This window comes from Paracoccus alkenifer, assembly GCF_900108405.1.
Classification (GTDB): domain Bacteria; phylum Pseudomonadota; class Alphaproteobacteria; order Rhodobacterales; family Rhodobacteraceae; genus Paracoccus; species Paracoccus alkenifer.
This window is the reverse complement of sequence record NZ_FNXG01000005.1, coordinates 94,531-119,007: the sequence shown is the minus strand read 5'-3', so window position 1 is coordinate 119,007 and position 24,477 is coordinate 94,531. Positions and strand designations below refer to the sequence as shown.

At 66.3% G+C, this 24,477-nt stretch carries 27 protein-coding genes; 16 read left to right on the top strand and 11 right to left on the bottom strand.

The window, feature by feature from the left end:
* Position 1: 1 nt before the first annotated feature.
* Complete coding sequence (locus BLW83_RS12705) at positions 2-907, bottom strand: ornithine cyclodeaminase family protein (protein ID WP_090848608.1); 906 nt, start codon at positions 905-907, stop codon at positions 2-4.
* Positions 908-993: 86 nt separating this feature from the next.
* Here BLW83_RS12705 and BLW83_RS12700 point away from each other — a divergent pair, with 86 nt between their 5' ends.
* The 4 genes from BLW83_RS12700 to BLW83_RS12685 all read left to right on the top strand — a co-directional run bounded on the left by BLW83_RS12700 (position 994) and on the right by BLW83_RS12685 (position 4,848).
* Positions 994-1,929 carry a glycosyltransferase gene (locus BLW83_RS12700; RefSeq protein WP_090848607.1) on the top strand — a complete coding sequence of 312 codons (936 nt, stop codon included), beginning with the start codon at positions 994-996 and terminating at the stop codon, positions 1,927-1,929.
* A gap of 66 nt (positions 1,930-1,995) precedes the next feature.
* On the top strand, positions 1,996-3,183 hold the full coding sequence (locus tag BLW83_RS12695; RefSeq protein ID WP_090848606.1) for an MFS transporter: 1,188 nt from the start codon (positions 1,996-1,998) through the stop codon (positions 3,181-3,183).
* A gap of 7 nt (positions 3,184-3,190) precedes the next feature.
* On the top strand, positions 3,191-4,237 hold the full coding sequence (locus BLW83_RS12690; RefSeq protein WP_090848605.1) for a glycosyltransferase family 4 protein: 1,047 nt from the start codon (positions 3,191-3,193) through the stop codon (positions 4,235-4,237).
* Positions 4,234-4,848 (top strand): glycosyltransferase family 29 protein, encoded by a 615-nt coding sequence (locus BLW83_RS12685; protein ID WP_090848604.1) that lies wholly within the window; start codon positions 4,234-4,236, stop codon positions 4,846-4,848. Before BLW83_RS12690 ends, BLW83_RS12685 begins: the two co-directional genes overlap by 4 nt.
* A gap of 5 nt (positions 4,849-4,853) precedes the next feature.
* Here BLW83_RS12685 and BLW83_RS12680 read toward each other — a convergent pair whose 3' ends face one another.
* On the bottom strand, positions 4,854-5,210 hold the full coding sequence (locus BLW83_RS12680) for a hypothetical protein (protein ID WP_245728856.1): 357 nt from the start codon (positions 5,208-5,210) through the stop codon (positions 4,854-4,856).
* A 176-nt stretch (positions 5,211-5,386) separates the two neighbouring features.
* Between BLW83_RS12680 and BLW83_RS12675 the strand changes: the two genes are divergently transcribed.
* Positions 5,387-6,028, top strand: a complete 642-nt coding sequence (locus BLW83_RS12675; RefSeq protein ID WP_090848602.1) for a carbonic anhydrase — start codon at positions 5,387-5,389, stop codon at positions 6,026-6,028.
* A gap of 66 nt (positions 6,029-6,094) precedes the next feature.
* Here BLW83_RS12675 and BLW83_RS12670 read toward each other — a convergent pair whose 3' ends face one another.
* On the bottom strand, positions 6,095-6,616 hold the full coding sequence (locus tag BLW83_RS12670; protein ID WP_090848601.1) for a serine O-acetyltransferase: 522 nt from the start codon (positions 6,614-6,616) through the stop codon (positions 6,095-6,097).
* A 109-nt stretch (positions 6,617-6,725) separates the two neighbouring features.
* Positions 6,726-7,529, bottom strand: a complete 804-nt coding sequence (locus tag BLW83_RS12665) for a response regulator (RefSeq protein WP_090848600.1) — start codon at positions 7,527-7,529, stop codon at positions 6,726-6,728.
* A gap of 91 nt (positions 7,530-7,620) precedes the next feature.
* On the opposite strand from BLW83_RS12665, the gene BLW83_RS12660 reads away from it, so the two are divergent.
* Genes BLW83_RS12660 through BLW83_RS12650 form a run of 3 tightly spaced genes read left to right on the top strand, consistent with a single transcriptional unit; the run spans position 7,621 to position 10,142 of the window.
* A complete protein-coding gene (locus tag BLW83_RS12660) occupies positions 7,621-7,767 on the top strand; it encodes a NepR family anti-sigma factor (RefSeq protein ID WP_090848599.1) in 147 nt (48 codons plus the stop codon).
* Between the two features lie 5 nt (positions 7,768-7,772).
* The gene (locus tag BLW83_RS12655) at positions 7,773-8,357 is read left to right on the top strand and encodes an RNA polymerase sigma factor (protein ID WP_245728855.1); all 585 of its coding nucleotides are present in this window, start codon (positions 7,773-7,775) and stop codon (positions 8,355-8,357) included.
* Between the two features lie 9 nt (positions 8,358-8,366).
* The gene (locus BLW83_RS12650; RefSeq protein WP_090848597.1) at positions 8,367-10,142 is read left to right on the top strand and encodes a sensor histidine kinase; all 1,776 of its coding nucleotides are present in this window, start codon (positions 8,367-8,369) and stop codon (positions 10,140-10,142) included.
* A gap of 28 nt (positions 10,143-10,170) precedes the next feature.
* Here the strand turns inward: BLW83_RS12650 and BLW83_RS12645 are convergent, their stop codons facing one another.
* Genes BLW83_RS12645 through BLW83_RS12630 form a run of 4 tightly spaced genes read right to left on the bottom strand, consistent with a single transcriptional unit; the run spans position 10,171 to position 13,243 of the window.
* Positions 10,171-11,061, bottom strand: a complete 891-nt coding sequence (locus BLW83_RS12645; protein ID WP_090848596.1) for a YihY/virulence factor BrkB family protein — start codon at positions 11,059-11,061, stop codon at positions 10,171-10,173.
* Positions 11,062-11,074: 13 nt separating this feature from the next.
* Entirely contained in the window at positions 11,075-11,785 is a 711-nt protein-coding gene (gene dnaQ / locus BLW83_RS12640) for a DNA polymerase III subunit epsilon (protein WP_090848595.1), read from the bottom strand.
* A complete protein-coding gene (coaE, locus tag BLW83_RS12635; RefSeq protein WP_090848594.1) occupies positions 11,778-12,377 on the bottom strand; it encodes a dephospho-CoA kinase in 600 nt (199 codons plus the stop codon). The genes dnaQ and coaE overlap by 8 nt, the downstream gene beginning before the upstream one ends.
* Positions 12,374-13,243 (bottom strand): shikimate dehydrogenase, encoded by an 870-nt coding sequence (locus BLW83_RS12630; RefSeq protein WP_090848593.1) that lies wholly within the window; start codon positions 13,241-13,243, stop codon positions 12,374-12,376. The genes coaE and BLW83_RS12630 overlap by 4 nt, the downstream gene beginning before the upstream one ends.
* A gap of 443 nt (positions 13,244-13,686) precedes the next feature.
* Here BLW83_RS12630 and BLW83_RS12625 point away from each other — a divergent pair, with 443 nt between their 5' ends.
* From BLW83_RS12625 to BLW83_RS12595, 7 genes are all read left to right on the top strand, one after another.
* On the top strand, positions 13,687-14,136 hold the full coding sequence (locus BLW83_RS12625; RefSeq protein ID WP_177172568.1) for a CopD family protein: 450 nt from the start codon (positions 13,687-13,689) through the stop codon (positions 14,134-14,136).
* A gap of 120 nt (positions 14,137-14,256) precedes the next feature.
* Positions 14,257-15,528, top strand: coding sequence for a transcription termination factor Rho (gene rho / locus BLW83_RS12620; RefSeq protein ID WP_090848592.1), 1,272 nt, complete (start codon positions 14,257-14,259; stop codon positions 15,526-15,528).
* A 7-nt stretch (positions 15,529-15,535) separates the two neighbouring features.
* Entirely contained in the window at positions 15,536-16,786 is a 1,251-nt protein-coding gene (mnmE, locus tag BLW83_RS12615; RefSeq protein WP_090848591.1) for a tRNA uridine-5-carboxymethylaminomethyl(34) synthesis GTPase MnmE, read from the top strand.
* Between the two features lie 9 nt (positions 16,787-16,795).
* Positions 16,796-18,643, top strand: coding sequence for a tRNA uridine-5-carboxymethylaminomethyl(34) synthesis enzyme MnmG (gene mnmG / locus BLW83_RS12610; RefSeq protein ID WP_090848694.1), 1,848 nt, complete (start codon positions 16,796-16,798; stop codon positions 18,641-18,643).
* Entirely contained in the window at positions 18,640-19,218 is a 579-nt protein-coding gene (gene rsmG / locus BLW83_RS12605) for a 16S rRNA (guanine(527)-N(7))-methyltransferase RsmG (protein WP_090848590.1), read from the top strand. Before mnmG ends, rsmG begins: the two co-directional genes overlap by 4 nt.
* Entirely contained in the window at positions 19,211-19,999 is a 789-nt protein-coding gene (locus BLW83_RS12600) for a ParA family protein (RefSeq protein WP_090848589.1), read from the top strand. Before rsmG ends, BLW83_RS12600 begins: the two co-directional genes overlap by 8 nt.
* A complete protein-coding gene (locus tag BLW83_RS12595; protein ID WP_090848588.1) occupies positions 19,992-20,867 on the top strand; it encodes a ParB/RepB/Spo0J family partition protein in 876 nt (291 codons plus the stop codon). The genes BLW83_RS12600 and BLW83_RS12595 overlap by 8 nt, the downstream gene beginning before the upstream one ends.
* On the opposite strand, the gene hemW is transcribed toward BLW83_RS12595, so the two are convergent.
* Genes hemW through rph form a run of 3 tightly spaced genes read right to left on the bottom strand, consistent with a single transcriptional unit; the run spans position 20,864 to position 23,338 of the window.
* On the bottom strand, positions 20,864-22,030 hold the full coding sequence (gene hemW, locus BLW83_RS12590) for a radical SAM family heme chaperone HemW (protein WP_090848587.1): 1,167 nt from the start codon (positions 22,028-22,030) through the stop codon (positions 20,864-20,866). The two genes, BLW83_RS12595 and hemW, sit on opposite strands and share 4 nt — an antisense overlap.
* Entirely contained in the window at positions 22,023-22,628 is a 606-nt protein-coding gene (gene rdgB, locus BLW83_RS12585) for an RdgB/HAM1 family non-canonical purine NTP pyrophosphatase (protein ID WP_090848586.1), read from the bottom strand. Before rdgB ends, hemW begins: the two co-directional genes overlap by 8 nt.
* The gene (gene rph / locus BLW83_RS12580; protein WP_090848585.1) at positions 22,625-23,338 is read right to left on the bottom strand and encodes a ribonuclease PH; all 714 of its coding nucleotides are present in this window, start codon (positions 23,336-23,338) and stop codon (positions 22,625-22,627) included. The genes rdgB and rph overlap by 4 nt, the downstream gene beginning before the upstream one ends.
* 83 nt (positions 23,339-23,421) lie before the next feature.
* Between rph and hrcA the strand changes: the two genes are divergently transcribed.
* A complete protein-coding gene (hrcA, locus tag BLW83_RS12575) occupies positions 23,422-24,474 on the top strand; it encodes a heat-inducible transcriptional repressor HrcA (protein ID WP_090848584.1) in 1,053 nt (350 codons plus the stop codon).
* The last annotated feature ends 3 nt before the right edge of the window (positions 24,475-24,477 follow it).

Sequence of the window (24,477 nt, the reverse complement as noted above, 5' to 3'; positions counted from 1 at the left end):
ATCAGCCCTCGGCCACCGACAGGATCCAGGCGGCGGTCATCAGGTCCAGATGCGCGCCGCCGCCGTTCTTGGCGACGGTGATTTCATGGTCCGAGCGGCGCGAATACGCCCCCGCCGGCAGGTCGTAGAAATCGGCGTGGATGTCGCTTTCGCGGATCGCGCCCTCGTCCAGCGGGATCTGGATTTCTCCGATATGGCCCAGCGTGGTGGCGCGGCTGTCGACGAAAAGCCGCGCATTCCTCAGCAGCTCGTCGTCGGCCTCGCGCATGTCGGGACGAAAGGCGCCGATCAGATCGACATGAGTGCCGGGCGACAGCCATTCGCCCAGCAGCACCGGCTGGGTGGCCATGGTGGCGGTGGCGATGATTTCCGCGTCGCGCACCGCCGGTTCCAGATCACGCACGGCCTTGGCCGAGACCCGCTGCGCCAGTGCCTCGGCCCCGGCGGGCGAGCGGTTCCAGATGCTGACCTGCGCATCGGGGATCAGGGCGCGATAGGCGTGAACCATGCTTTCCGCGACGGTGCCGGCGCCGATCACCAGCACCCGCCGCGCGTCCGGCCGCGCCAGCCGCCGCGCCGACAGCAGGCTGTCTCCGGCGGTTTTCCATTTCGTCACCAGATGGAAATCGACCAGCGCCCGCAGCTGTCCGGTGGCATCGTCCAGCAGGTTGACCGCCCCGTTCACCAGCGGCGCGCCACGGTCGGGGTTGCCGGGAAAGATCGTGGCCGGCTTGACCGCCATCCCCAGCCCGTCGATCCAGGCGCTGCGGGTCAGCAAGGTATCCTTGCCCCGATACAGGAAACTGTCGGCGATTTCCGCGCGCGGCAGCTCGTGGCCATGGGCCAGCGCGTCGGTCAGCGCCAGCCAGTCCAGCCTGGGTTCGATTTCGGGGCCGATGATCTGCATGTTCGTCTCTCCGCCTGCGGGCGCAGGTCTAGACGCAACACGCTGCGCGTGCCAGAGCCTGCGGCAGGAAGAAGCGGGTGGCCCGGATGAACGACACGCCTGTCACGGTGCTGCTGGCCCTGTATCGGGGCGAGGAATTCCTGCAACCGCAGCTGGACAGCATCGCCGCGCAAGAGGTGGGCTGGCGGCTGGTGGTCAGCGACGACGCGCCAGACGCGGGCGCCGGGCTGGTGCAGCGATTTGCCGCCGGGCATCCGGGGCGGGTGGCGCGGCGCAGGGGGCCGGGGCGAGGTGCTGCGGCGAATTTCCTGTCCATGCTGGCGGCCTTGCCCGAGGATCCGGGGTTCGTGGCGCTGTCCGATCAGGACGACGTGTGGCTGCCGGGCAAGCTGCCGCGCGCGCTGGCGGCCTTGCACGCGGCGGGCGAGGCGCCGGCGCTGTATTGTTCCCGCGCCACCATCTGCGACGCGGGGCTGCGCCCGCTGGGGCTGACAGCGGCGGTGCGGCACCCGCCGTCTTTCCGGCATGCGCTGGTGCAGAACCTGGTGCAGGGCAATACGGCGGTGCTGAACCCGGCGGCGGCGGCACTGACGCGGCAGGCGGCGCAGGGGGCCGGCGCCGGGGCGGAGCCGGGTGCGGTCGTCATGCATGACTGGTGGCTTTACCAGCTGCTGACCGGCGCGGGCGGGCAGGTGATCTGGGACCCGCAGCCATCGCTGCTGTATCGCCAGCACGGCGGCAACGTGGTCGGCGCCAATGCCGGGCTGCGCGCGCGTCTGGCCAGCGCCGGGCGGATGCTGTCGGGCCGCCACCGGGGCTGGAGCCTTGCCACCCTGCATGAAATGCAGCGCCTGCGCCCGCTGCTGACCCCGGAACACCGCGCCGTGCTGGACGATTTCACCGCGCTCTGCGGCCCCGGCGCGGGCGCGCGGCTGCGGGCGCTGCGCCGCGGGGGGTTTCACCGCCGCGACGCGCCCTCGCAGCTGCTGCTGTGGCTGGCGGCGGCGCTGGGGCGCGTGTAGCGGGGATGGGGACTTGCAACCGCCCGGGCGCTGCCCCAGCCTCGCGCCGTCCCGACCGGAGATTTCATGCAGGTTTTCCTTAACCCCGGGCTGATCGCGCTGACGCTGGGCTATACGCTCAGCCAGTTCTATCGCGCCTTTCTTGCCGTGCTCAGCCCGACGCTGGAAACCGAGCTGGGCGCCACCCCGGGCGATCTCGCGTTGTCCTCGGGGATGTGGTTTGTCGCATTCGCGCTGATGCAGCTGCCGGTGGGCTGGGCGCTGGACCGGATCGGGCCGCGCCGAACCGTGGCCGCGGCGCTGGCGCTGGGGGGCGGAGGCGGCGCGGCGGTGTTCGCACTGGCCACGCAGCCCTGGCACCTGCATCTGGCGATGGGGCTGATCGGGGCGGGCTGCGCGCCGGCGCTGATGGCGGCATATTACATCATCGCCCATGACTATCCGCGCCACGTGTTTGCCGCGCTCAGCGGGATGATGATCGGGCTGGGATCGCTGGGCAATATCCTGGGCGCGGCGCCGCTGGTCCAGCTGATCCACGGCATCGGCTGGCGCCAGTCGCTGTGGCTGCTGGCGGCGGTCACGCTGGTCGTGGCGGCGCTGGAATGGGTGGTGGTGCGCGATCCGCAGCATGACGGCGAGCCGCCGCGCGGCAGTATCCTCGACATCCTGCGGCTGCGGGTGCTGTGGCTGATGCTGCCGCTGTTTGCGACCAGCTATGCGGCCTCGGCGGCGATCAGGGGGCTGTGGGCCGCGCCCTATCTGAGCGACGTGTTCGGCGCCGACGACATCGCCATCGGCCGCGCGACGCTGGTGATGGGGATCGCGATGGTGATCGGCAATCTGGCGCTGGGGATCGGCATCCGCGCCTTTGGCTCGGCCCGGCGCGCGGCGCTGTGGGGACATGCGGTGGCGTTGGCGGCGCTGGCGGTGCTGTGCCTGCTGCCGGGCCACAGCATCGCGCTGTCGGTGGCGCTCTTGGGGCTGATCGGGCTGGTGGGGGCGAATTATTCCATGCTGATGGCCGATGCGCGGTTGCATCTGCCACAACATCTGGTGGGGCGAGGGGTGACCTTTCTCAACATGATCTCGATCGGCGGGGCGGGGATCATGCAGTTCGCCTCGCGCCCGCTGTATCAGTCGGCGCAGGGGCTGGCGGGGGCGGCGCCCTATATGGTGCTGTTTTTGTTCTTTCTGCTGCCGATGGCGCTGGGCACCCTGCTGTATGTGATCACACCCGAGGCGAGACATGACTGAACGGGACATGACCGAACCCTCGCGCATCGAGGTCGTCGCCCCCAACCTCAAGCGGCGGCTGTCGGGCGTCACCGCCACGGTGGTGCGGCTGATCCCGGTGCAGGCGCGGATGATCGGCATCGTGGCGACCGGGCCGGGGCTGCCGCCCGATCTGCCGCATATCCCGCTGGCCCGCGCCGCCACCCTGCCCCGCGACCGCTGCCGGGTCTGGCACGCGCGCCGCAACACCGAAATGGCGCTGGGGCTGATCCTGCGCCATGTGCTGCGGCGGCGCTATCGGCTGCTGTTCACCAGCGCGGCGCAGCGCCGCCATACCGGCTTCACCCGCTGGCTGATCCGCCGGCAAGAGGCGCTGATCGCCACCTCGCCGCAGGCCGCATCGTATCTTGAGCGCCCGGCGACGGTGATCCTGCACGGGGTCGATACCGCGGTCTTTCACCCCGCCGCCGACCGCATCGCCCTGCGGCGCGAGCTGGGGCTGGACCCCGATGCGGTGCTGATCGGCTGTTTCGGGCGGGTGCGGGCGCAAAAGGGCGTGGACCTGCTGGTCGAGGCCGCCTTGCAGGTGTTTCCCCGGCATCCCCGCGCGCAGCTGCTGTTCAGCGGCCGCATCACCCAGGACAACCGCGGCTTTGCCGATGCGCTGATCGCGCGCGCCAACGCCGCCGGGCTGGGCGACCGCATCCGCTTTCTTGGCGAGATCCCTTGGGAACGTGTGGTCAGGCTCTATCGCGCGCTGGATCTGTTCGCGGCCCCCGCGCGGTGGGAGGGCTTCGGCCTGACCCCGCTTGAGGCGATGGCCAGCGGCGTGCCGGTGATCGCCGCCCGCGTCGGCGCCTATGAAACCCTGATCCGCGACGGCGAGACCGGCACCCTGATCCCCCGCGACGATGCCGGGGCGCTGGCCGCGGCGCTGGACCGCTGGCTGTCCGACGACGCCGCGCGCGCGACGGCCGGCCGCGCCGCCCGCGCCCATGTCGAGGCGAATCATGCCATCGAGGACGAGGCCGCCGCCATCACCGCCGTCTATCGGCAACTGCTGGGGCAACCGTGAACCGGCTGCGCTTTCTGCTGGCGCGCATCTTGCGCGACGATTCCGCGCTCGCCGCGCTGTCGGTGCCGCAGGCGGAGCTGCTGGCGGCAGCGGCGGGGCGCGACATCGCGCTGGTCGGCAACGCCCGGTCGCTGGCAACGCAGCGCCACGGCGGCGGCATCGACGCGGCGGGGCTGGTGGTGCGCATCAACCGCGCGCCAATGCCCGCGCCGGAAAGCCACGGCACCCGCACCGACTGGCTGGCGCTGGCCGTGCGGCTGCCGGATGCGGACCGCGAGCGGCTGCACCCCGGCCGCATCCTGTGGATGTCGCCCAAGCGCAAGCGGCTGGACTGGCGGACCGCCAGCAGCAAGGGGTTCTATCTGCATCCGCTGGCCGATTACCGGGCGCTGGCGGCGGAACTGGGCGCCCCGCCCAGCACCGGGATCATGGCGACCGAGCTGCTGCTGCGGGCGCAGCCCGAGCGGCTGACACTGTATGGATTCGACTTTTTCGCCTCGAAATCCCTGTCGGGGTCGCGCGACGCCGCGCAGGTGCCCCATGATTTCGCGGCCGAGGCCGAATGGGTCCACGCCCGCGCCGCCGCCGATCCGCGACTGCGGATCGTCTGATCCGCTCAGCCCGGCCCCGGTTCCCCGTCCCAGATCTCGGTCAGCGAGCGGTTGCCGATCCGCATCAGCCGCCCCAGCGTTGCCGCCAGCCCGGTTTCGTCCTGCCGCTCGGCGCAGATCGCCACATCCACCGCCACCCCGGCCAGCGAGGTCAGCCCCACCTGCCATGCCAGCCGCGCCAGCATCTCGGCCCGCATCGCAAGCTCGGCCGCATCGCCCCCGGCAGCAGCCTTGCGCAGCACTTCAAGCCCCTGCGCAAGCTGTTCCAGCGCCAGCGTCAGCACCGTATGCGCCGCGGTTTCCCCCAGCTCGTCCACGATCTCGCCCAGCCGGCGCGAATCGATATGCACCCTGTCCGTCATGGACAGAACCGTCAGCTCTGCCATCGTCACACCCCGTCGTTGTCACCCGTGTCCCCACACGTCCGGGCAGATTATGGCGGGTTTCCTCAAGAAATCCTTACCCGGGGCGGCAGAAATCGCTCGCAGTTTAGCGATCGGGGCACTATCCAGAGCCGCGAAAAGCAAACGAGGCCCCCATGACGATCCGTCCGCTGCCCCGCTACCTCGTCCAGCGCTATCACGGCTGGCACGCCACCACCTACGCCGACAACAGCGCATGGTACCGACGGCTGGCGGACGAGGGGCAGCGCCCGCGGGCGATGGTGATTTCCTGCTGCGATTCGCGGGTGCATGTCACCTCGATCTTCGGGGCGGACACGGGCGAGTTCTTCATCCACCGCAACATCGCCAACCTGGTGCCGCCCTATGCGCCGGACGGCGAACAGCACGGCACCTCGGCGGCGGTGGAATATGCGGTGCGAGAGTTGCATGTGTCGCATCTGATCGTGATGGGCCACAGCCAGTGCGGCGGCATCGCCGGTTGCCACGCGATGTGTTCGGGACAGGCACCCGAGCTGGACGAGGCCACCAGCTTTGTCGGCCGCTGGATGGATATCCTGCGCCCCGGATACGAGCGCGTGGCCGGCCTGCCGCCCGAGGAACAGATCCCGGCGCTGGAACAGGTGGCGGTGCGGGTGTCGCTGGAAAACCTGCTGACCTTTCCCTTTATCGCAGCCGCGGTCGAGGCGCGCGAGCTGTCGCTGCACGGGCTGCTGCACGACATCCGCAACGGCCAGCTGACCATGATCGGCGAGGACGGGCACTTCGTCCCGGTCTGAGGGGCGGACCGACCGGGGCTGACAGCCCCTGAAGCCACGGAACATTTCAGTCTGCGGCGGCGGCGATCAGGCGGATGTCTGTCCGGGATCAAGCAGGCGGGCGGGGACACCGGCAGCAATCCGTCCTTCAGGTACGTCGCGCACCACTACCGCATTTGCCCCGATCAGCGCGTGGTTCCCGACCGTCACCGGACCCAGGATCCGCGCCCCGGCACCGATATCGACATGGCCGCCGATTCGCGGCGCACCCATGCGTTTGCCGGTGGTTCCGATGGTCACCTGCTGAAAGACCAGGCAGTTCGGCCCGATCTCGGCCTCGGGGTGGATCACGATGCCGTTGGGATGCGGCATCACCAGCCCGCCGCCGATCTTCGTGCCCAGCGGAATCTCTGCCTGGGTCACGACCGACCAGAACCGATGCGACAGCACCCAGCGCGCCCGCACCAGCCGCGCCCAGAAAGAACGTCGCCCCCGCAGCGACTCATAGGCGCGCAGACTGCGCAAGAGCCGGCGCGAAGGATCCCACCAGCGAAGCGGTATTTCGCGGCTCCAGTCGGGCTTGGTTGCGGATATCGGGTCGTCAGCCATGGGTTATTTCCCTGCTGTGCAGCGTATCGCCGCCGATGTGGGCCATGCGCCAACGCCCGGCAACTGCTGCCCGAGTCCCGGTCAGGCAAAAGCCCCTGCTGCGGCCGCTTCAGACCGCGCCCAGCCCCTCGGTCGAGGCAAAGAACATCGCCTGACTGACGGCCGAGCGCACCTGTTCTTCGGAATAGGGCTTGGAAATCAGGAAAGCGGGTTCGGGGCGGTCGCCGGTCAGCAACCGCTCGGGGAAGGCGGTGATGAAGATCACCGGCACGTCGCCGAGGCTGCCCATCAGCTCGTTCACCGCGTCGATGCCGGACGAACCGTCAGCCAGCTGGATGTCGGCCAGAATCAGCGCGGGGCGGTTGTCGGCGGCCAGTTCGATCGCGGCGGAATGGGTGCGGGCGACGCCCGTCACCTCGTGCCCCATGGCCTGCACGATGCCTTTCAGGTCCATGGCGATGATGGTTTCATCCTCGATGATCATCACCCGGCCCCGGATCGCGCGGCCCATTTCGTTCAGGGCGATCTGCACCAGCTCTTCGGCCTCGGACTGGTCGATCTGCATGATGCGGGCGATCTGGTCGTAGCGCAGTTCCTCGATGGTGCGCAGCAGCAGCGCCTCGCGCGAGTTGGCGGTCAGGCCGCGCAGATGCGCCTGGGCGATGGCTTCGCGCGAGGACTGGCTTTCGCTGGCTACCGGCTGACCCGAGCTTTGCCAGATGGCGTGAAACGTCCGGAACAGCCCGATCCTGGTGTCGTCGGTTTCCATCAGATCGCGGTCCGACAGGATCGCCTCCAGCGTCGCCGCTGCATAGTTGTCACCCGCGGTCTGGCTTCCGGTCAGGGCGCGCGCATAGCGGCGCAGATACGGAAGTTCGCGGCCGATGGATTGGGCCAGATCAGCAGCAGACATGCGTAAACCTCGAATTTATCCCCATGGGGAACCTTGACGTTTTGTAGCCGTTGGGCATCGTGCGCACAAGCTTACCGGGACAAACAAATAGATGAACAACAGGCGGGATGACCGAAAACGCGCCGCTTTGGAAAAGCAGATCGATGAAAATCTGCGGCGCGTTTACGAGCAGGATGCAAGCCAGGAAGTGCCCGATCGCTTTCTGGCATTGCTCGATCAGCTGCGCAAACAGGAATGAAGCGCGTGACCAGGGCAAGCGACACCCAGGCTCTTTCGGGCCCCAATCCGCGCGACGAGCTGGTGAATCACCTGCCGGCGCTGCGGGCCTTTGCGCTATCGCTGACGCGCGAATCCGCCTCGGCCGACGATCTGGTGCAGGACACCATCGTCAAGGCATGGACGAATATCGACAAGTTCCAGCCCGGCACCAATCTGCGCGCCTGGCTGTTCACGATCCTGCGCAACACGTTTTATTCGGCCCGCCGCAAGACAAGGCGCGAGGTCAGCGATACTGACGGGATCCATGCCGCCCGTCTGGCCACGCGCCCGGAACACGACGGACGGCTGGCGATGAACGACTTCAAGGTCGCTTTTGCGCAACTGCCCGATGAACAGCGCGAGGCGTTGATCCTTGTCGGCGGCTCGGGGTTTTCCTACGAAGAGGCGGCGCAGATGACCGGCGTCGCGGTCGGCACGGTCAAATCCCGCGCAAACCGCGGTCGCCGCAAGCTGGCCGAGTTGATGCAGATGGCCGAGGGCGAGGACCTGGACATGACCGACAGCGCAACGCTGGCCGTAATGGCGGTAAACCACCCCGTTTCCCGGTAAGGGCGCGCAATGCTGCGGTGGGGCGCAAATTTCGCCCGCACGCTCGGGTTCAGGCTGGGGATGCTGCTCAGCATCGCGATCCTGCCGATCGGGATGATCTCGATCCTGCAGACGCTGCACCTGTCGCGCGAGGCCGAGCGTTCCGCCGAGCTTGCCATCCAGGGCCGCACCGCCGCCGCCGCCGCCGGCGAACGGGCGCTGTTGCAGGGCGCGATCGCCACTGGCGACGCCCTGGGCATCTCGGTGCTGGCGATGCTGGACGAACCGGCCTCCTGTTCGCGGATGATGCATGATTTCGTGCAAAGCAGCCCGTCCTTTGTCTATGCCGGCTTCACCGACATGAGCGGGCGCAACATCTGTTCGTCCAACAGCCAGTTCCGCGACATGTCCGGCACCCCGCAGTTCCACGAATTCATGAAGAACCCGGGCACGCTGATCACCTCGGCCGCGCATGGACCCTGGTCGGGACTGCCGGTGGTGATCGTGATGCAGCCGCTGTACCGCGACCGGGAACTGCTGGGCTATGTGGCGCTGTCGCTGTCCCACAACCTGCTGCGGTCGACGCATATTTCCGCCTATTGGTCGGAAGGGGCCCGGATCCTGTCCTTCAGCAATACCGGCGAGCCGCTGATCGGCGACATCGGCCCCGAGGACCACGCCATGGCCATCCTGCCGCGCGGCGTGACGCTGGCCGAGCTGGTGCAGCGGACCGACACCACCTTCAGCGCCATCTCGAATTCCGGCGAAAAGCGGGTGTTTTCGGTGGTGCCGGTGGTGCCGGACCTCGTCTATGCCCTTGGCAGCTGGAGCCCGCGGCTGACTGGCGTCGCGGGGCTCAGCCTGTCGCGCTTTGCGGCGGTGCTGTTTCCGGTGGCGCTGTGGCTGGTGTCGCTGGCGGTGGCGTTCTTTGCCGTGGACCGGCTGGTGCTGCGCCATGTCCGCGAATTGCGCGGCCAGATGCGGCGTTTCGCACTGGGCAACCGCGTGGTGCCGCCGCCGGTGCTGAAAGCGGCGCCGGGCGAAATCCGCGACGTCAGCGAGACATTCCACAACATGGCCCGGATCCTGATCCGCGACGAGGCCGCGATGGAAGAAGCCGTCACCGAAAAGACCGTGCTGCTGAAAGAGGTCCACCACCGGGTCAAGAACAACCTGCAGCTGATCGCCTCGATCATCAACATGCAAAGTCGGGTGATCGACGATCCCGACGCCAAGCGGGTGCTGCGGTCGGTGCAGGACCGCGTGGCTTCGCTCGCGACGATCTACAAGAACCTGTATCAGGCCGAACATCTGGAATCGGTCGAGGCCGACCGGCTGGTGCGCGACATCATCGGGCAGATGTCCACCGCCTCGGTGGTCAGCGAGCACTCGATCGAGATCGACGCGCGGCTGGAACCGCTGACCCTGCTGCCCGATCAGGCGGTGCCGCTGACGCTGCTGACGACCGAAGCGTTTACCAACGCGCTGAAATACGCCGGCATCCCGGAAGGGCACGACCGTCCCTGGGTCTGCGTGCGCCTGCACCGCTCGGACGATGGCCATGCCGAACTGACCATCGAGAATTCGCTGGGCCGGGGCACCTCGGACGCCGAGGGCACGGGCCTGGGCAACCAGCTGATCGAGGCCTTTGCCATGCAACTGGACAGCGAGGCCGAGATCACCGCAAAAGACGGCGTGTTCCGGCTGTATCTGCGCTTCATGCCCGAAACCGACACGGCGTTGCAGGATGCCGAGACGCGGCGGGTGGTGCTGACCTCGGCCGCCCGCGAAGGGGCGCGGCACTGATACGGGCGGAACCAGCCCTGCGCAGCAGTCAGGGCTTGCGGCGGGGGGCCATCTCGCGGGCCAGCGCCCGCGCCTTGCGCGCCTTGACCAGCCGGCGGTGGCGGTCCAGCTCGACGTTGATCAGCGCGCCCATCATCACCGAAAACCCGGCGATATAGAACCACATCAGCAATGCCACCACCGCCCCGATCGAGCCATAGATGCGGTTGTAGCTGTTGAAGCTGGTCAGATAGGCCGAAAACGCCACCGAGGCCGCAGCCCATGCCAGCGCCGCGAACAGCGCCCCCCAGGTAAAGAACGGCGTGCGCGGGGATTTCACGTTCGGCCCATAGCGATAGAGCACCCCGATCCCGATCACCACGATGGCGAACATCGCGGCCCACGGGATCGTGCTCAGCAGCCAGCTGCGCAGCGGTCCGGGGTCCAGGAAATTGAACGCCAGCGGCACCATGACGATGGTCGCCAGCCCCAGCACCACGATGCCGACAATGGCCAGCGTCAGCACATAGGCCAGCACCCAGCCGAAGATCGTCGAATGCGACCGCACCCCGTGGGCGGCGTTCAGCCCGCGCACCAGCGCGTTGACCCCGGCGCGCGCCGCGATGGTGGCGATCAGGAATGAAATTCCCGAGGTCCAGCCCAGCTGCGTGCGGCCGCCGGAAATCAGCGCGTCGATCTGGGCGTGCAGGATCTGCGCGGCCTCGGGCGGGACGAATTCATCCACCAGCTGGTCGTAATCCTGCAACAGTGCCGGGTCGAACCACAGGCCCCACAGCGCGATCAGCGCCGCCAGCCCCGGAAACACCGCAAACATGGCATAGAACGCCACCCCGGCGGCGATCAGCCCCATGTGGATCTTGTCCATCCGCTCGAACAGCGATTGCACGAAGCCGACGGATTCGCGCAGATAGCCGAACATCACGCGCCCCTGGTCATGGCGTGGTGGCCGCAAAGCGCAGCCACAGGGATTTCTCGCCCATGCGGGCGACGAATTCGGCATGGGCCTGCTGTTCGGCCTTGGTCAGGCGCGGCGGCAGGGGGTGGGGGCGTGGCGCGCGCGGGCGTTGGGGGCCGGATTCCACCGCGCCCTCTTGCGGCGAGGCCGCGCTGACCAGCACGAGGTCGGGCTGGCGGCCACCGATGAGTTCCAGATAGACCTCGGCCAGCAATTCGCTGTCCAGCAGCGCGCCGTGCAGGGTGCGGCCCGAGTTGTCGATGCCCCAGCGCCGGCACAGCGCATCCAGCGACACCGGCGCGCCGGGAAATTTCTGCCGCGCCATGGCGACGGTATCCAGCGCGCGCTGCATGGCGATGGGGGGATGGCCGGCGCGGCGCAGCTCGGCATTGAGGAATTTCATGTCGAAGCTGGCGTTGTGGATGACCAGCCGGGAATCCTCGGCGATGAATTCGATGAACTCGGCGGCGATTTCGGCGAATTTGGGCTTGGTGGACAGAAATTCGCTGGTCAGCCCGTGGACGGCCAGTGCCTCGGCCGGCATGTCGCGTTCGGGGTTGATATAGACGTGGTAATGTCGGCCCGTGGGCAGGTGGTTCAGCAGCTCGATGGCGCCGATTTCCACGATGCGGTCGCCGGTGTCGGGATCAAAGCCGGTGGTTTCGGTATCGAGGACGATTTCACGCATCGGTCGGGCTTTCCGCAGCGATTTCGGCAAGGATGGCGTCGACGGCCGCCTGCGCGCCGTCCAGCGTCTCGGTCGGGATCACCCAGCGGGCGCGGGCGCGGCGGTCGGCATCCGCCAGTTGCCGCGACAGGATCAGGTCCAGCGTGGTGTCGTCCATGCCGGGGCGGGCGAGCACGCGGGCGCGCTGCACCTTGGCCGGGGCTGAAACGACGGCAACGCCGTCCATCTGCGCCTGCGCGCCGGTTTCAAACAGCAGCGGGATGTCCAGCAGCACCACCGGCGCGGCGGCGTTGGCGGCGATGAAATCAGCGCGGTCGGCGGCGACCAGCGGGTGGACGATGGATTCAAGTTCCGCCAGCCGCCCCGGCGCCGTCGCCAGCACATGCTTGAGCGCGGCACGGTCGATGCCGCCCCCTGCCAGCGCCTGCGGAAATGCTGCGGCGACGGGTGCAACCGCGGCGCCGCCGGGCGCGTAAAGCCGATGCACCGCCGCATCCGCGTCCCAGACCGGCACGCCGCGGGCGGCGAACATGGCGGCGGTGGTGGTCTTGCCCATGCCAATGCCGCCGGTCAGGCCCAGACGAAAGCTCATGCCAGCACCGCCCGGCGCAGATCCTCGTCCACCTGCGGATGGATGCCGAACCAGCGTTCAAACCCCGGAGCGGCCTGATGCAACAGCATCCCCAGCCCATCGACGGTGGTGCAGCCACGCGCCCGCGCCGCGCGCAGGAAATGCGTATCGAGCGGGGTGTAGACCAGATCGGTGACCAGCGCGTCGGGCGACAGCGCATCCAGCGGCAGGCGCAGGGGCTGCGCGCCCTCCATCCCCATCGAGGTGCAGTTGACGATGGTGGCGGCGTCTTCGAGCATGTTGCCGACCTGCGCCCAGTCGTAAACCACGATCCGGGCGCCGAAATCGGCCTTGAGCTGATCGGCGCGGATGCGGGTGCGGTTGGCGATGCGCAATTCCGGCACGCCGCATTCCAGCAGCGCCGCCACCACGGCGCGGGCAGCGCCCCCGGCACCGATCACCGCCGCCGGGCCGGATTCCGGCAGCCATTCGGGGGCTTGCTGGCGCAAATTGGTGACGAAACCGTAGCCGTCGGTGTTGTCGGCGTGGATGCGGCCATCCTCGCGGAAGATCAGCGTGTTGGCGGCCCCGATCAGCGCGGCGCGGTCGGTGACGATGTCGGCCAGCGCCAGCACCGATTCCTTGTGGGGGATGGTGACGTTGGCGCCGACGAACCCGGCGCGGGGCAATGCACGCAGCACCTGCGCCAGATGCTCGGGCGCGACTGCCAGCGGCACGTAATGCCCCTTGATGCCGTAGCGGGCCAGCCAGTGGCCATGCAGCAGGGGCGAGCGCGAATGCGCGACCGGCCAGCCGATGACCCCGGCCAGCGGCGCAGCGGCGGCCTGTGGCGCGTCGGTCGGGTCGCTGTCAGGGGGGTTGGTCATCCGCTTCCTCGTTCCATGTTGCGTCAATGTCTAGCGCGCGTTGGTTTTAAGGGGAAGCCGGCAGCCCTTGTGGGCAAGATGGTGGAAAACCCTGTGCCGGCGCTGTGGGTGGTGGCGATCCGGCCAGAGGCTGGGGATGAAGCCCCGGGACTTAACGGGAACGCGGCCCGTTCATCCACATGCGCATAACTGCGGCCCGGTTATCAACCTGCTGTGGACAGATGGGTTGTCCACGGAAATGATGTTGGCAATTAGTTCATTGAATATCAAGAATTATATTTCATTTCACGCTGCTTATCCACAAGAGTTTCCACCGCAAGGACTGGTGGATTGAATCCCGTGGCGCATGATGGTTCAGATACCCACTGCGCCTACTGACCACATCTATCTTTCTGAATCTTTTCTTTAAGAAGAAAAGAGACGAAAGACGAAGGAGACCGACCATGCTGACCGACTGGCTTTCGGATGCCTATCTATGGATCAAGGCGTTCCATGTGATGTCGGTGATTTCATGGATGGCGGGGCTGTTCTATCTGCCGCGGCTGTTCGTCTATCACGCGGAACGCACGCAAAGCGGGGTTGAACCCGCCGCGAGCTTTGAGATCATGGAACACAAGCTGTTGCGCTATATCATGGGGCCGGCCTCGATCGCGACCTGGGTGGCGGGGCTGGCGTTGGTGTTCACGCCTGGGGTGGTGGACTGGTCGCTTGTCTGGCCCTGGACCAAGGCCGCGGCGGTGCTTGGGATGACGGTGTTCCACCACTGGCTGATGATCCACCGCCGCAAGCTGATGCGGGGCGAGGGTGCGAGCGGCCGCAGCTATCGGATCGCCAACGAGATCCCGACCCTGTTCATGGTGGTGATCGTGCTGTCGGTGATTCTCAAGTTCTGAAGTTTGACTTGCGGACGATTCTGCATTATCCGGCGGGTCGCGCCCCGTCCGGGGTGATCTCTTCCGACACAGTCTGTTGCCGCGCCCGTTTGTGGGTCGCTGCGCCGTATGGATGACAAGATGAGCCAGGAACGTCTGAACCTCGCCGACCTCAAGGCCAAGAGCCCGGCCGATCTGCTGGCCATCGCCGAGGAATGGGAAATCGAGAACGCCTCGACCATGCGCAAGGGCGAGATGATGTTCTCGCTGCTCAAGGAACATGCCGAGGAAGGGTTCGAGATCGGCGGCGACGGCGTGCTGGAGGTGGTGCAGGACGGTTTCGGGTTCCTGCGTTCGCCCGAGGCCAACTATCTGCCCGGTCCCGACGACATCTATGTCAGCCCCGACATGATCCGGCAGTTCAGCCTGCGCACCGGCGACACGGTCGAGGGGGTGATCCGGGCGCCGGGCGAGAATGAGCGTTACTTTGCCCTGGTCAGCGTCGAGAAGATCAATTTCGAAAGCCCCGAAAAGGCCCGGCACAAGGTTGCGTTTGACAACCTGACCCCGCTTTACCCGGACGAGCGGCTGAAGATGGAATTGGAGGATCCGACCGGCAAGGACCGCTCGGCCCGGATCATCGACCTGGTGGCGCCGATCGGCAAGGGGCAGCGGTCGCTGATCGTGGCGCCTCCGCGCACGGGCAAGACGGTACTTTTGCAGAACATCGCGAATTCAATCGAGAAAAATCACCCGGAATGCTATCTGATCGTGCTGCTGATCGACGAGCGGCCCGAGGAAGTGACGGATATGCAGCGCTCGGTCAAGGGCGAGGTGGTGTCCTCGACCTTTGACGAGCCGGCCTCGCGTCACGTTGCGGTCAGCGAAATGGTGATCGAGAAAGCCAAGCGGCTGGTCGAGCACAAGCGGGATGTTGTCATCCTGCTTGATTCGATTACCCGGCTTGGGCGGGCGTTCAACACGGTGGTGCCGTCCTCGGGGAAGGTGCTGACCGGGGGGGTGGATGCGAATGCCCTGCAACGGCCCAAGCGGTTCTTTGGCGCGGCGCGGAACATCGAGGAAGGCGGCTCGCTGACCATCATCGCCACCGCGCTGATCGACACCGGCAGCCGCATGGACGAGGTGATCTTTGAAGAATTCAAGGGCACCGGCAACTCGGAAATCGTGCTGGATCGCAAGGTGGCGGACAAGCGGGTGTTCCCGGCGATGGATATCCTGAAGTCCGGCACCCGCAAGGAAGAGCTGCTGGTGGATCAGAAGGACTTGCAGAAGACCTATCTGCTGCGGCGGATCCTGAACCCGATGGGCACGACGGATGCTATCGAGTTCCTGATTTCCAAGCTGAAACAGACCAAGAACAACGCCGAATTCTTTGATTCGATGAACGCCTGAGCATGGGATGTCCACGATCTATGCCGAAGCGACGCCTGCGGGGCGGGGCGGGGTCTCGATCGTCCGGCTGAGCGGCCCCGAAGCGCGCAGCATTGCCGAGGCGATTGCCGGGCCGCTGCCGGTGGCGCGGCGGGCCGAGTTGCGGTCGCTGCGGGACGGCGATCTGATCGACCGGGCGCTGGTGATCCGCTTTGACGAGGGCGCCAGTTTCACGGGCGAGCCGGTCGTCGAGTTCCAGCTGCATGGCGCGCCGGTGGTGGTTCGCCGGCTTGAGTCAGCGTTGCGCAAACGCGGCGCTCGGCTGGCCGAAGCGGGCGAGTTCACCCGCCGGGGGCTGTTGGGTGGCGCGCTGGCGTTGAGCGAGGTCGAGGCGTTGTCCGATCTGCTGGCCGCCGAGAGCGAGCGGCAGCGGCAGCAGGCGATGCGGGTGGTTTCCGGAGAGTTGGCGCGGTGGACCGAAACCCTGCGTGAGCGCTTGGTGCGGGCCGGCGCGCTGATCGAAGTTTCCTTGGACTTTGCCGACGAGGACGTCCCGGACGAGGTTCCTGACGAGGTTTTTGACCTGCTGGCCATGGTGCGGCGGGATATTTCAGACGCTTTGGCAGGGTTGCCTGCCGCGGAAAGGCTGCGGGCGGGGTTCGAGCTGGCGATTATCGGGCCTCCGAACGCGGGAAAGTCGTCGTTACTGAACCGGATTGCGCAGCGCGATTTGGCGCTGGTAAGCAATGTGGCCGGGACGACCCGCGATGTTCTGGAGCTGCATACCGAACTGGGCGGGCTTGCGGTCACGTTTCTGGACACTGCCGGGCTGCGCGAGGCCGAGGATCATGTCGAAGGATTAGGGGTCGAGCGCGCCCGCGACCGTGCCCGCCGGGCGGATCTGCGGCTGCATCTGTCAGAGGACGGGCGAGAGGTGGCGGAGCTGTATCAGCCCGGCGACCTGGTGGTTCAGTCCAAGTCCGATCAGGGCGGACGGGGGATTTCCGCATTGACCGGAGATGGTGTTGCGGAAATGCTTGAGGAGATTCGCGCGCGTCTGGATGAACGGGTTGCAGGTGCCGGGCTGGTCACGCGGCAGCGACAGGCCGACGCGCTGGAGGATGCTGTTGCGGTGCTGGACGTGACCCAAGAGCAGCCCGCCGAAATTCTGGCCGAGGCGATTCGCCATGCTGCGCATAGGTTGGGCGAGGTGGTTGGGAAAATTGCGCCGGATGACTATCTGGACGAGATCTTCTCGCGCTTTTGCATCGGAAAGTAGGTGCTTCACGTGAAACATTACGATGTGATCGTCATCGGGGCCGGGCACGCCGGGTTGGAGGCAGCCGCAGCGGCGACCCGGATGGGTGTGCATGTTGCCCTGGTCTCGATGCGGGCGGATGATGTCGGCGCCATGTCCTGCAATCCGGCCATCGGGGGCTTGGGCAAGGGCCATCTGGTGCGGGAAGTGGACGCCCTGGATGGGGTGATGGGGCGGCTTGCAGATGCCGCGGGGATTCAGTTCCGACTGCTGAACCGGCGCAAGGGCCCGGCGGTGCAGGGTCCACGTGCCCAGGCGGATCGCGAACTATATCGCGCGGCTGCTGCCCGCGAGTTGCATGGGCTGGATTTTATTCTTGGCGAAGTTCACGCGCTGAATATTGAGGGGAGCCGGGTTAACGGGGTAAAACTTGCTAATGGCGATGAGCTTGTCGCGCGCGCGGTTGTCGTTGCCGCGGGCACGTTCCTGAATGGCGTCATCCACATTGGCGATATTGCGCGCCGTGCGGGCCGATGGGGAAATGAACAGTCCCACGGATTGTCCGCGTCGCTGTTGTCCCTGGGCCTGCCGCTGGCAAGGTTAAAGACCGGAACGCCCCCGCGGCTGCTGCGTCATTCCATTGACTGGGACAGCCTGGAACAGCAGCCTGGCGACGAATCCCCCACCATGCTGTCGTTCATGAACAGCACTCCCGTCGCCCAGCAACTGTCTTGCGCGATCACCCATACAAATGCCGATACCCACAGGATCATTCGCGACAACCTGGCGCGGTCGGCAATGTATAGCGGTCGGATTGCGGGTGCCGGGCCGCGTTATTGCCCCTCGATCGAGGACAAGATTGTCCGCTTTGCAGACAAGGAATCGCACCAGATCTTTTTGGAACCCGAGGGGATCAACAGTCCGCTGGTATATCCCAACGGAATTTCGACCTCGCTTCCCGAAGACGTGCAGCGTGAATATATTCAATCAATTCGGGGGCTTGAGAACGCCGAAATTTCTCAGCCGGGCTATGCGGTCGAATATGACTATATCGATCCGCGCAGCTTGCGGGTGACGCTTGAATCGCGCGATGTCGCGGGGCTGTATCTTGCCGGGCAAATCAACGGGACCACCGGCTATGAGGAAGCTGCCGCCCAAGGTCTGGTGGCCGGGCTGAACGCTGCTTTGTCGGTGCAACACAGGGAGCCCGCGATTTTCAGCAGAACCGACAGCTATATCGGGGTGATGATCGACGACCTGACCACCCGCGGTGTTACAGAGCCCTATCGCATGTTCACCTCGCGCGCAGAATTCCGGCTGTCGTTGCGTGCGGATAATGCGGATCGCAGGTTGACTCCGATGGGTATTGAATTGGGTTTGGTCGGAAAAACGCGCGCCGAGAAATTCCGCGATAAGCTCAGCCGATTTCAAGCGCATCGGACAAAAGCTGTATCAATCGGTCTGACGCCACAGGAACTGTCTGCGCATGGAATCGAGGTGCGCCACGACGGACAGCGCCGCAGCCTGTTTGCATTGCTCGGCCAGACCGAGCTGCAAGACGCCATTGCGTCGTTGCTGCCGACAGAGATCGCAGCCGACAGCGAAGTCCTGCAAATGCTGCGCAACGACGCGATATATGCGCAGTTTTCGGACCGGCAGCAGCGCGACGCAGCGGATATCCGCCGGAATGAGCAGATGCAATTGCCCGCCCAGATGGACTATGGGCAGCTGCGTGGAATTTCCGCGGAACTGCAAGACAAGCTGGCTCGGATACGGCCGGCCACCATCGCCCAGGCCGCATCTATCGAGGGGATGACCCCTGCTGCATTGACCCTGCTGATCGGTTTGGTCCGCGCCCGCCGGGAAACCGCAGCATGAATGCTTCACGTGAAGCAAGGTTGGCGGATTATGCTGCATTGATCCGCAAGTGGAATCCGGCCATCAATCTTGTTTCGCCTGCATCCCTGGATCAACTGGAAAAGCGGCACATCGCCGACAGCGCGCAACTCGCCCGGCTACGGCCTGATCCGCAGGGCCGCTGGCTGGATATCGGCAGCGGCGGCGGTCTGCCCGGGCTGGTGGTCGCGATCTACCATCCGAACCTGCCTGTCATGCTGGTTGATTCCGACCGCCGCAAGGTGGCGTTCCTGCAAACTGCCATCCGCCAGCTCGGCCTGGAAAACTGCACTGCCACCGCTGCGCGCGTGGAACAGCTGCCTGCCGCCGATGCGAGCAATCTCAGCGCCCGGGCGCTTGCTCCTCTCGACCGGCTTATGCCATATCTGGAACGGCATCTGGCACAAGACGGAACGGCATGGCTGATGAAGGGACGTAACTGGCAAACCGAGCTTTCCGCGGCCCGAATGAGCTGGCATTTCGATGTCGAAAGCCATCCCAGCAGCACCGATCCGGAAGCTGCCATCCTGCAAATCAGCAATATCCGCCATGGCTGACCGCATGATTATCGCCATCGCCAACCAAAAGGGCGGGGTGGGCAAGACAACCACGGCAATCAATCTGGGCGCGGCGCTGGCCGAACAGGGGCAAAAGGTCACGATCATCGACCTCGATCCCCAGGGCAACGCCTCGACCGGTCTTGGAATCGATGCCGATAAACGTCAGATCACCAGCTACGATCTGCTTGTCGGTGACGCCAATTGGCCCGACGCCGCCAGGGACAGCAGCGTTGCCAATCTTTCGATCGTTCCCGCAACCGCCGATCTGGCCTCGGCAGAGCTGGATATCGCCTCGCGCCCGCGCCGCACCCAGCTGCTGGCAGATGCGCTTGAACGGGCAACCGGGGTCGTCCTGATAGACTGTCCGCCGGCGCTCGGCCTGCTGACCCTGAACGCGATGGTTGCGGCCGACAGTGTGATCGTGCCCCTGCAAGCCGAGTTTTATGCGCTTGAAGGCCTGTCCCAGCTGATGCTGACGATCCGAGAGGTGCGCTCGACCGCCAATCCTGACCTGCGGATCGAAGGTATCCTTCTGACCATGGCCGATTCGCGCAACAATCTTTCGCAGCAGGTCGAGGCTGACGCCCGCAAGACCCTTGGCCCTCTGGTTTTCAAGACAGTGGTGCCCCGGAATGTCCGAGTGTCCGAATCGCCCTCTCATGCCCTGCCGGTGATCCATTACGATCCCCAGTCCAAGGGCAGCAACGCTTACCGCGCGCTTGCGGCGGAACTGTTGGCCAAGGGCCTCACACCCACAGGAAAGGCAGCAAATGGCTGACCCCAAACCCCGCCGGGGCGGCCTTGGCCGCGGACTTTCGGCGTTGATGGCCGATGTCGAACTGGCGCCCGGTGCGGCCCCTCGGGCACAGCAAAGCCTGCCGGTCGAGCAGATTATCCCCAACCCTGACCAGCCCCGCCGCCAGTTCGACCCGGATGCGCTGAACGAACTCGCGGCGTCGCTGCGTAATCGCGGGGTTCTGCAACCGCTGATCGTGCGGCCGCATCCCTCTGAACCCGATCTTTACCAGATCGTCGCGGGGGAACGCCGCTGGCGAGCGGCCCAGATCGCGCAGCTGCACGAGCTGCCGGTGCTGATCCGCGAACTCGACGATACCGAGGTGCTCGAGATCGCGCTGATCGAAAACATCCAGCGCGCCGACCTGAATCCTATCGAAGAGGCCGCATCGTTCCGCCAGCTGATGGACCGTTTCGGCCATACCCAGGAACGGCTGGCCGAGGCGCTCGACAAAAGCCGCAGCCATATCTCGAATCTGTTGCGCTTGCTGAACCTGCCTGACCAGGTTCAGGGCTTTGTGCGCGACGGCAAGCTGACTGCCGGCCATGCCAGGGCGCTGATCACCGCGCCGGACCCGACTGCCATGGCCCGCAAGGTGATCGAGCGCAATCTTTCCGTGCGCGAGACCGAGGCGCTGGCCCGGCAGGCAACCCAGCCAAAGCCGGAAACCCCGCGCATTCGCAGCGAAAAAGACGCCGATACGCTGGCCCTGGAATCGGATCTTTCGGCGCAGCTCAGGATGCGCGTCAAGATCGAACATGCCGGCCACGATGGGGGCCGCATGACCATCACCTATCGTGATCTCGACCAGCTTGACCGCCTGTGTCAGGCTCTTGGCGGCGGGCTTTAGGCGAGTTCGCGCAAAATGGCATTCAACAGCGGCCTTCCGGCCGCCGTTGTGCGCAGCCGGCTGCCGTCGCTCTCGACCATCCCCATATCCGCCAGCGCCGCCACCCGCGCGGGATCCAGCGGACGGCCGGCCAGCCGCTCATAGCGGCTTGTGTCCATGCCTTCCGCCAGCCGCATGGACATCAGCAGATATTCCGTCGCCTGCTCATCCATCGGCAACGCGCTGCGGGGCAGCTCGCCCGAGCCTGACCGCACCGCCGCCAACCATTCCCCCGGCGCCCGATGCGCTTCGGTGGCCCAACGCACCCCGTCCACGGTCAGTCGCCCATGCGCGCCCGGACCGACCCCGGCCCAATCGCCCTGACGCCAATAGATCAGGTTGTGCCGGCTTTCCGCATCTGCCCGGGCATGGTTGGAAACCTCATAGGCCGGCATCCCGGCGTCGCCAAGAATATCCTGTGTTTCCAGATACATATCGGCCGACAGATCATCGCTGGGCAAACCCCGCAACCCGCCAGCGGCAGCCCTCGCGCCAAAGGCCGTGCCTTCCTCGATGCTCAGCTGATACAGCGACAGGTGGTCCACCGCCATCGCCAGGGCTTCCCGCAATTCGGCCGCCCAGGCGGCGCGGGTCTGGTCCTGCCGGGCATAGATCAGGTCGAAACTGACCCGTGGAAAACACGCCCGCGCCACCTCGAACGCCGCCCGCGCCTCGGCGACGCTGTGCAGCCGCCCCAGCCGCCGCAGATCGTGGTCGTTCAGCGCCTGCACGCCCATGGACAGCCGGTTCACCCCCGCGTCGGCGTATCCGGCGAACCGGCCCCGCTCGACGCTGGTCGGGTTGGCCTCAAGCGTGATTTCGATGTCGTTGGCAAACCCCCAGCCGGCCCGCGCGGCCGAGATCACGCCCTCGACCACCTCTGGCTGCATTAGCGAAGGCGTGCCGCCCCCGAAAAAGATGCTGCGCAGTGTCCGGCCGGGCGTTTCAGCCGAAATCCGTTCTATTTCAACAAGATAGGACTCAAGCCACGCCATCTGGTCGATCTGCGCGGTAACATGGCTGTTGAAATCGCAATAGGGACATTTTGCGGCGCAGAACGGCCAGTGGACATACAGCCCGAACCCGCCGTCAAGCCAGTCAGGAACCCCGGACGCCTCAGCCAAGAATCGCGCTCAGCTTGCGGAACGCCTCGGCGCGGTGGCTGATCGTGTTCTTTTCCTCGGCACTCATCTCGGCATAGGTCCGGTCATGCCCGTCGGGGACAAAGATCGGGTCATAGCCATGCCCCAGCTGCCCCCGCGGCGGCCACACCAGCCGGCCCGGGGCGATCCCCTCAAATATTTCCTCGTGCAGATCCGGCCACATCACCAGCAGCGTGGCGCGGAACTGGGCGCGGCGCGGCTCGGGGACGCCCCGCGCCTCAAGCTCGTCCCAGGTCCGCCGCATCGCCTGCATGAAGTCGCGCCCCCGCGGCGTCTCGGCCCAATCCGCGGTATACACCCCCGGCGCCCCGTCCAGCCCGTCCACGGTGATGCCGCTGTCGTCGGCCAGCACCGGCAGCCCGGTCGCAGCAACCGCCGCCCGCGCCTTGATGCGGGCGTTGCCGGCGAAACTGTCCTCGGTCTCGGGCGGCTCGGACAGGCCCATTTCGGCCGCACCCACCACCTCGATCCCGTGCGGGGCGAACAGCGCCCGCATCTCGTCCAGCTTGCCGGCGTTATGGGTGGCGACCAGCAGCCGCGGCCCGGTCAGCCGTCTCATGCCACCGCCGCTTTCTGGGCGGCGACCAGATCGGCGGCCCCCGCCTGCGCCAGGTCCAGCAGCGCATCCATCTCGCTGCGTGAAAATGCCGCACCCTCGGCCGACATCTGCACCTCGACCAGCCGCCCGGCGCCGGTCAGCACGAAATTGCCGTCAGTGCCGGCCTCGCTGTCCTCGGCATAGTCCAGATCGACCACCGGCTGCCCGGCATAGATCCCGCAGCTGACCGCCGCCACATGGTCCATGATCGGGTCGCTGGTCAGCAGCCGCGCCGACAGCAGCCGGTTCACCGCCAGCCGCAGCGCGACCCAGCCCCCGGTAATCGCGGCGCAGCGGGTGCCGCCGTCGGCCTGGATCACGTCGCAATCCACCACGATCTGCCGTTCCCCCAGCGCCAGCCGGTCCACGCCCGCCCGCAGCGAGCGCCCGATCAGCCGCTGAATTTCCTGCGTGCGCCCCGATTGCTTGCCCGCCGCGGCCTCGCGCCGGTTGCGCGAATGGGTGGCGCGCGGCAGCATCCCGTATTCCGCCGTCACCCAGCCCTGCCCGGTGCCGCGCAGGAACGGCGGCGGCTTTTCCTCGACCGAGGCGGTGCACAGCACATGCGTGCCGCCGACGCGGATCAGGCAGGATCCCTCGGCATGGGCAATCACTCCGGTTTCAATTGAAATCGGGCGCAATTCGACTAGTTTCCGGCCAGAGGGTCGCATGAGTGGTCCTTTCCCGGCCCCCAACCGGGCCAAACGCAAGAGTCACGCCAATTACAGGCCCCGTCCGGTCCACCGCAACCCGAATGCCCCAGCCGCAGCAGTTTTCCGACCTGAACGACCGTTCCCGCGAGGTTTTCCGCCGCGTGGTCGAGGCATATCTGGAAACCGGCGATCCAGTCGGCTCGCGCAGCCTGACCCGCGGCATGTCGGTTTCAGCGGCAACGATCCGCAATATCATGCAGGATCTCGAATTCATGGGGCTGCTGGACAGCCCGCATGTCTCGGCCGGGCGGTTTCCGACCCAGCTTGGCCTGCGCCTGTTCGTCGACGGGCTGATGGAGATCGGCCCCGTCGGCCCCGAGGACCGCGCCCATATTGCCAGTATCGTGGGCGACGGCCCGTCTGACACCGGGGCGCTGCTGGACCGGGTCTCGACCGCGCTGTCCACCATCACCCGCGGCGCCTCGGTGGTGCTGATGCCGCGTCAGGACGAAGCCCCCCTGCGCCACATCGAATTTGTCAGCATCACCCCCGACCGGGCGCTGGTGATCCTGGTCTTTGCCGACGGGCGTGTGGAAAACCGCCTGTTCACGCCGCCGCCGGGCCAGACCCCCAGTTCGCTGCGCGAGGCCGGCAATTTCCTGTCGGCGCGGGGCGAGGGCCAGACCCTGACCCAGCTGCGCCGCGACATTGCCGACCATCTGGCCCGCGCCCGGCAGGATCTGGACAGTCTCGCCGCGCAGCTGGTGGAAACCGGGCTGGCCTCGTGGGATGCCGATGCCCCCGACCCGCAGCTGATCGTGCGCGGCCGCGCCAACCTGCTGGAACACGAAGCGGCCGATCTTGACCGCATCCGCAGCCTGTTCGACGACCTCGAACGCAAGCGCGACATCGCCCGTTTCCTCGAACTCGCCGAAGAGGCCGAGGGCGTGCGCATCTTCATCGGCTCGGAAAACCAGCTTTTCTCACTTTCGGGTTCCTCTCTGGTGGTTTCGTCCTATATGAACGCTGACCGCAAGATCGTGGGCGCGGTGGGGGTGATCGGACCGACGCGCCTGAATTACGGAAGAATCGTGCCGATCGTTGACTATACCGCACAGCTGGTCGGCCGGGTTCTCTCCGACCGCAAAGGATGAAAG

Excerpts from the sequence above, each read along its gene's own strand:
- BLW83_RS12660 (WP_090848599.1), top strand. The coding sequence starts at position 7,621 with ATGAACAACAGGCGGGATGACCGAAAACGCGCCGCTTTGGAAAAGCAG.
- BLW83_RS12675 (WP_090848602.1), top strand. The coding sequence starts at position 5,387 with ATGACGATCCGTCCGCTGCCCCGCTACCTCGTCCAGCGCTATCACGGC.
- mnmE (WP_090848591.1), top strand. The coding sequence starts at position 15,536 with ATGTCCACGATCTATGCCGAAGCGACGCCTGCGGGGCGGGGCGGGGTC.
- BLW83_RS12700 (WP_090848607.1), top strand. The coding sequence starts at position 994 with ATGAACGACACGCCTGTCACGGTGCTGCTGGCCCTGTATCGGGGCGAG.
- BLW83_RS12625 (WP_177172568.1), top strand. The coding sequence starts at position 13,687 with ATGCTGACCGACTGGCTTTCGGATGCCTATCTATGGATCAAGGCGTTC.
- BLW83_RS12595 (WP_090848588.1), top strand. The coding sequence starts at position 19,992 with ATGGCTGACCCCAAACCCCGCCGGGGCGGCCTTGGCCGCGGACTTTCG.
- BLW83_RS12695 (WP_090848606.1), top strand. The coding sequence starts at position 1,996 with ATGCAGGTTTTCCTTAACCCCGGGCTGATCGCGCTGACGCTGGGCTAT.
- BLW83_RS12680 (WP_245728856.1), bottom strand. The coding sequence starts at position 5,210 with ATGACGGACAGGGTGCATATCGATTCGCGCCGGCTGGGCGAGATCGTG.
- BLW83_RS12690 (WP_090848605.1), top strand. The coding sequence starts at position 3,191 with ATGACCGAACCCTCGCGCATCGAGGTCGTCGCCCCCAACCTCAAGCGG.
- BLW83_RS12670 (WP_090848601.1), bottom strand. The coding sequence starts at position 6,616 with ATGGCTGACGACCCGATATCCGCAACCAAGCCCGACTGGAGCCGCGAA.
- hrcA (WP_090848584.1), top strand. The coding sequence starts at position 23,422 with ATGCCCCAGCCGCAGCAGTTTTCCGACCTGAACGACCGTTCCCGCGAG.
- coaE (WP_090848594.1), bottom strand. The coding sequence starts at position 12,377 with ATGAGCTTTCGTCTGGGCCTGACCGGCGGCATTGGCATGGGCAAGACC.
- dnaQ (WP_090848595.1), bottom strand. The coding sequence starts at position 11,785 with ATGCGTGAAATCGTCCTCGATACCGAAACCACCGGCTTTGATCCCGAC.
- BLW83_RS12645 (WP_090848596.1), bottom strand. The coding sequence starts at position 11,061 with ATGTTCGGCTATCTGCGCGAATCCGTCGGCTTCGTGCAATCGCTGTTC.
- BLW83_RS12665 (WP_090848600.1), bottom strand. The coding sequence starts at position 7,529 with ATGTCTGCTGCTGATCTGGCCCAATCCATCGGCCGCGAACTTCCGTAT.
- rho (WP_090848592.1), top strand. The coding sequence starts at position 14,257 with ATGAGCCAGGAACGTCTGAACCTCGCCGACCTCAAGGCCAAGAGCCCG.
- BLW83_RS12705 (WP_090848608.1), bottom strand. The coding sequence starts at position 907 with ATGCAGATCATCGGCCCCGAAATCGAACCCAGGCTGGACTGGCTGGCG.
- rdgB (WP_090848586.1), bottom strand. The coding sequence starts at position 22,628 with ATGAGACGGCTGACCGGGCCGCGGCTGCTGGTCGCCACCCATAACGCC.
- BLW83_RS12630 (WP_090848593.1), bottom strand. The coding sequence starts at position 13,243 with ATGACCAACCCCCCTGACAGCGACCCGACCGACGCGCCACAGGCCGCC.
- rph (WP_090848585.1), bottom strand. The coding sequence starts at position 23,338 with ATGCGACCCTCTGGCCGGAAACTAGTCGAATTGCGCCCGATTTCAATT.
- BLW83_RS12650 (WP_090848597.1), top strand. The coding sequence starts at position 8,367 with ATGCTGCGGTGGGGCGCAAATTTCGCCCGCACGCTCGGGTTCAGGCTG.
- BLW83_RS12600 (WP_090848589.1), top strand. The coding sequence starts at position 19,211 with ATGGCTGACCGCATGATTATCGCCATCGCCAACCAAAAGGGCGGGGTG.
- rsmG (WP_090848590.1), top strand. The coding sequence starts at position 18,640 with ATGAATGCTTCACGTGAAGCAAGGTTGGCGGATTATGCTGCATTGATC.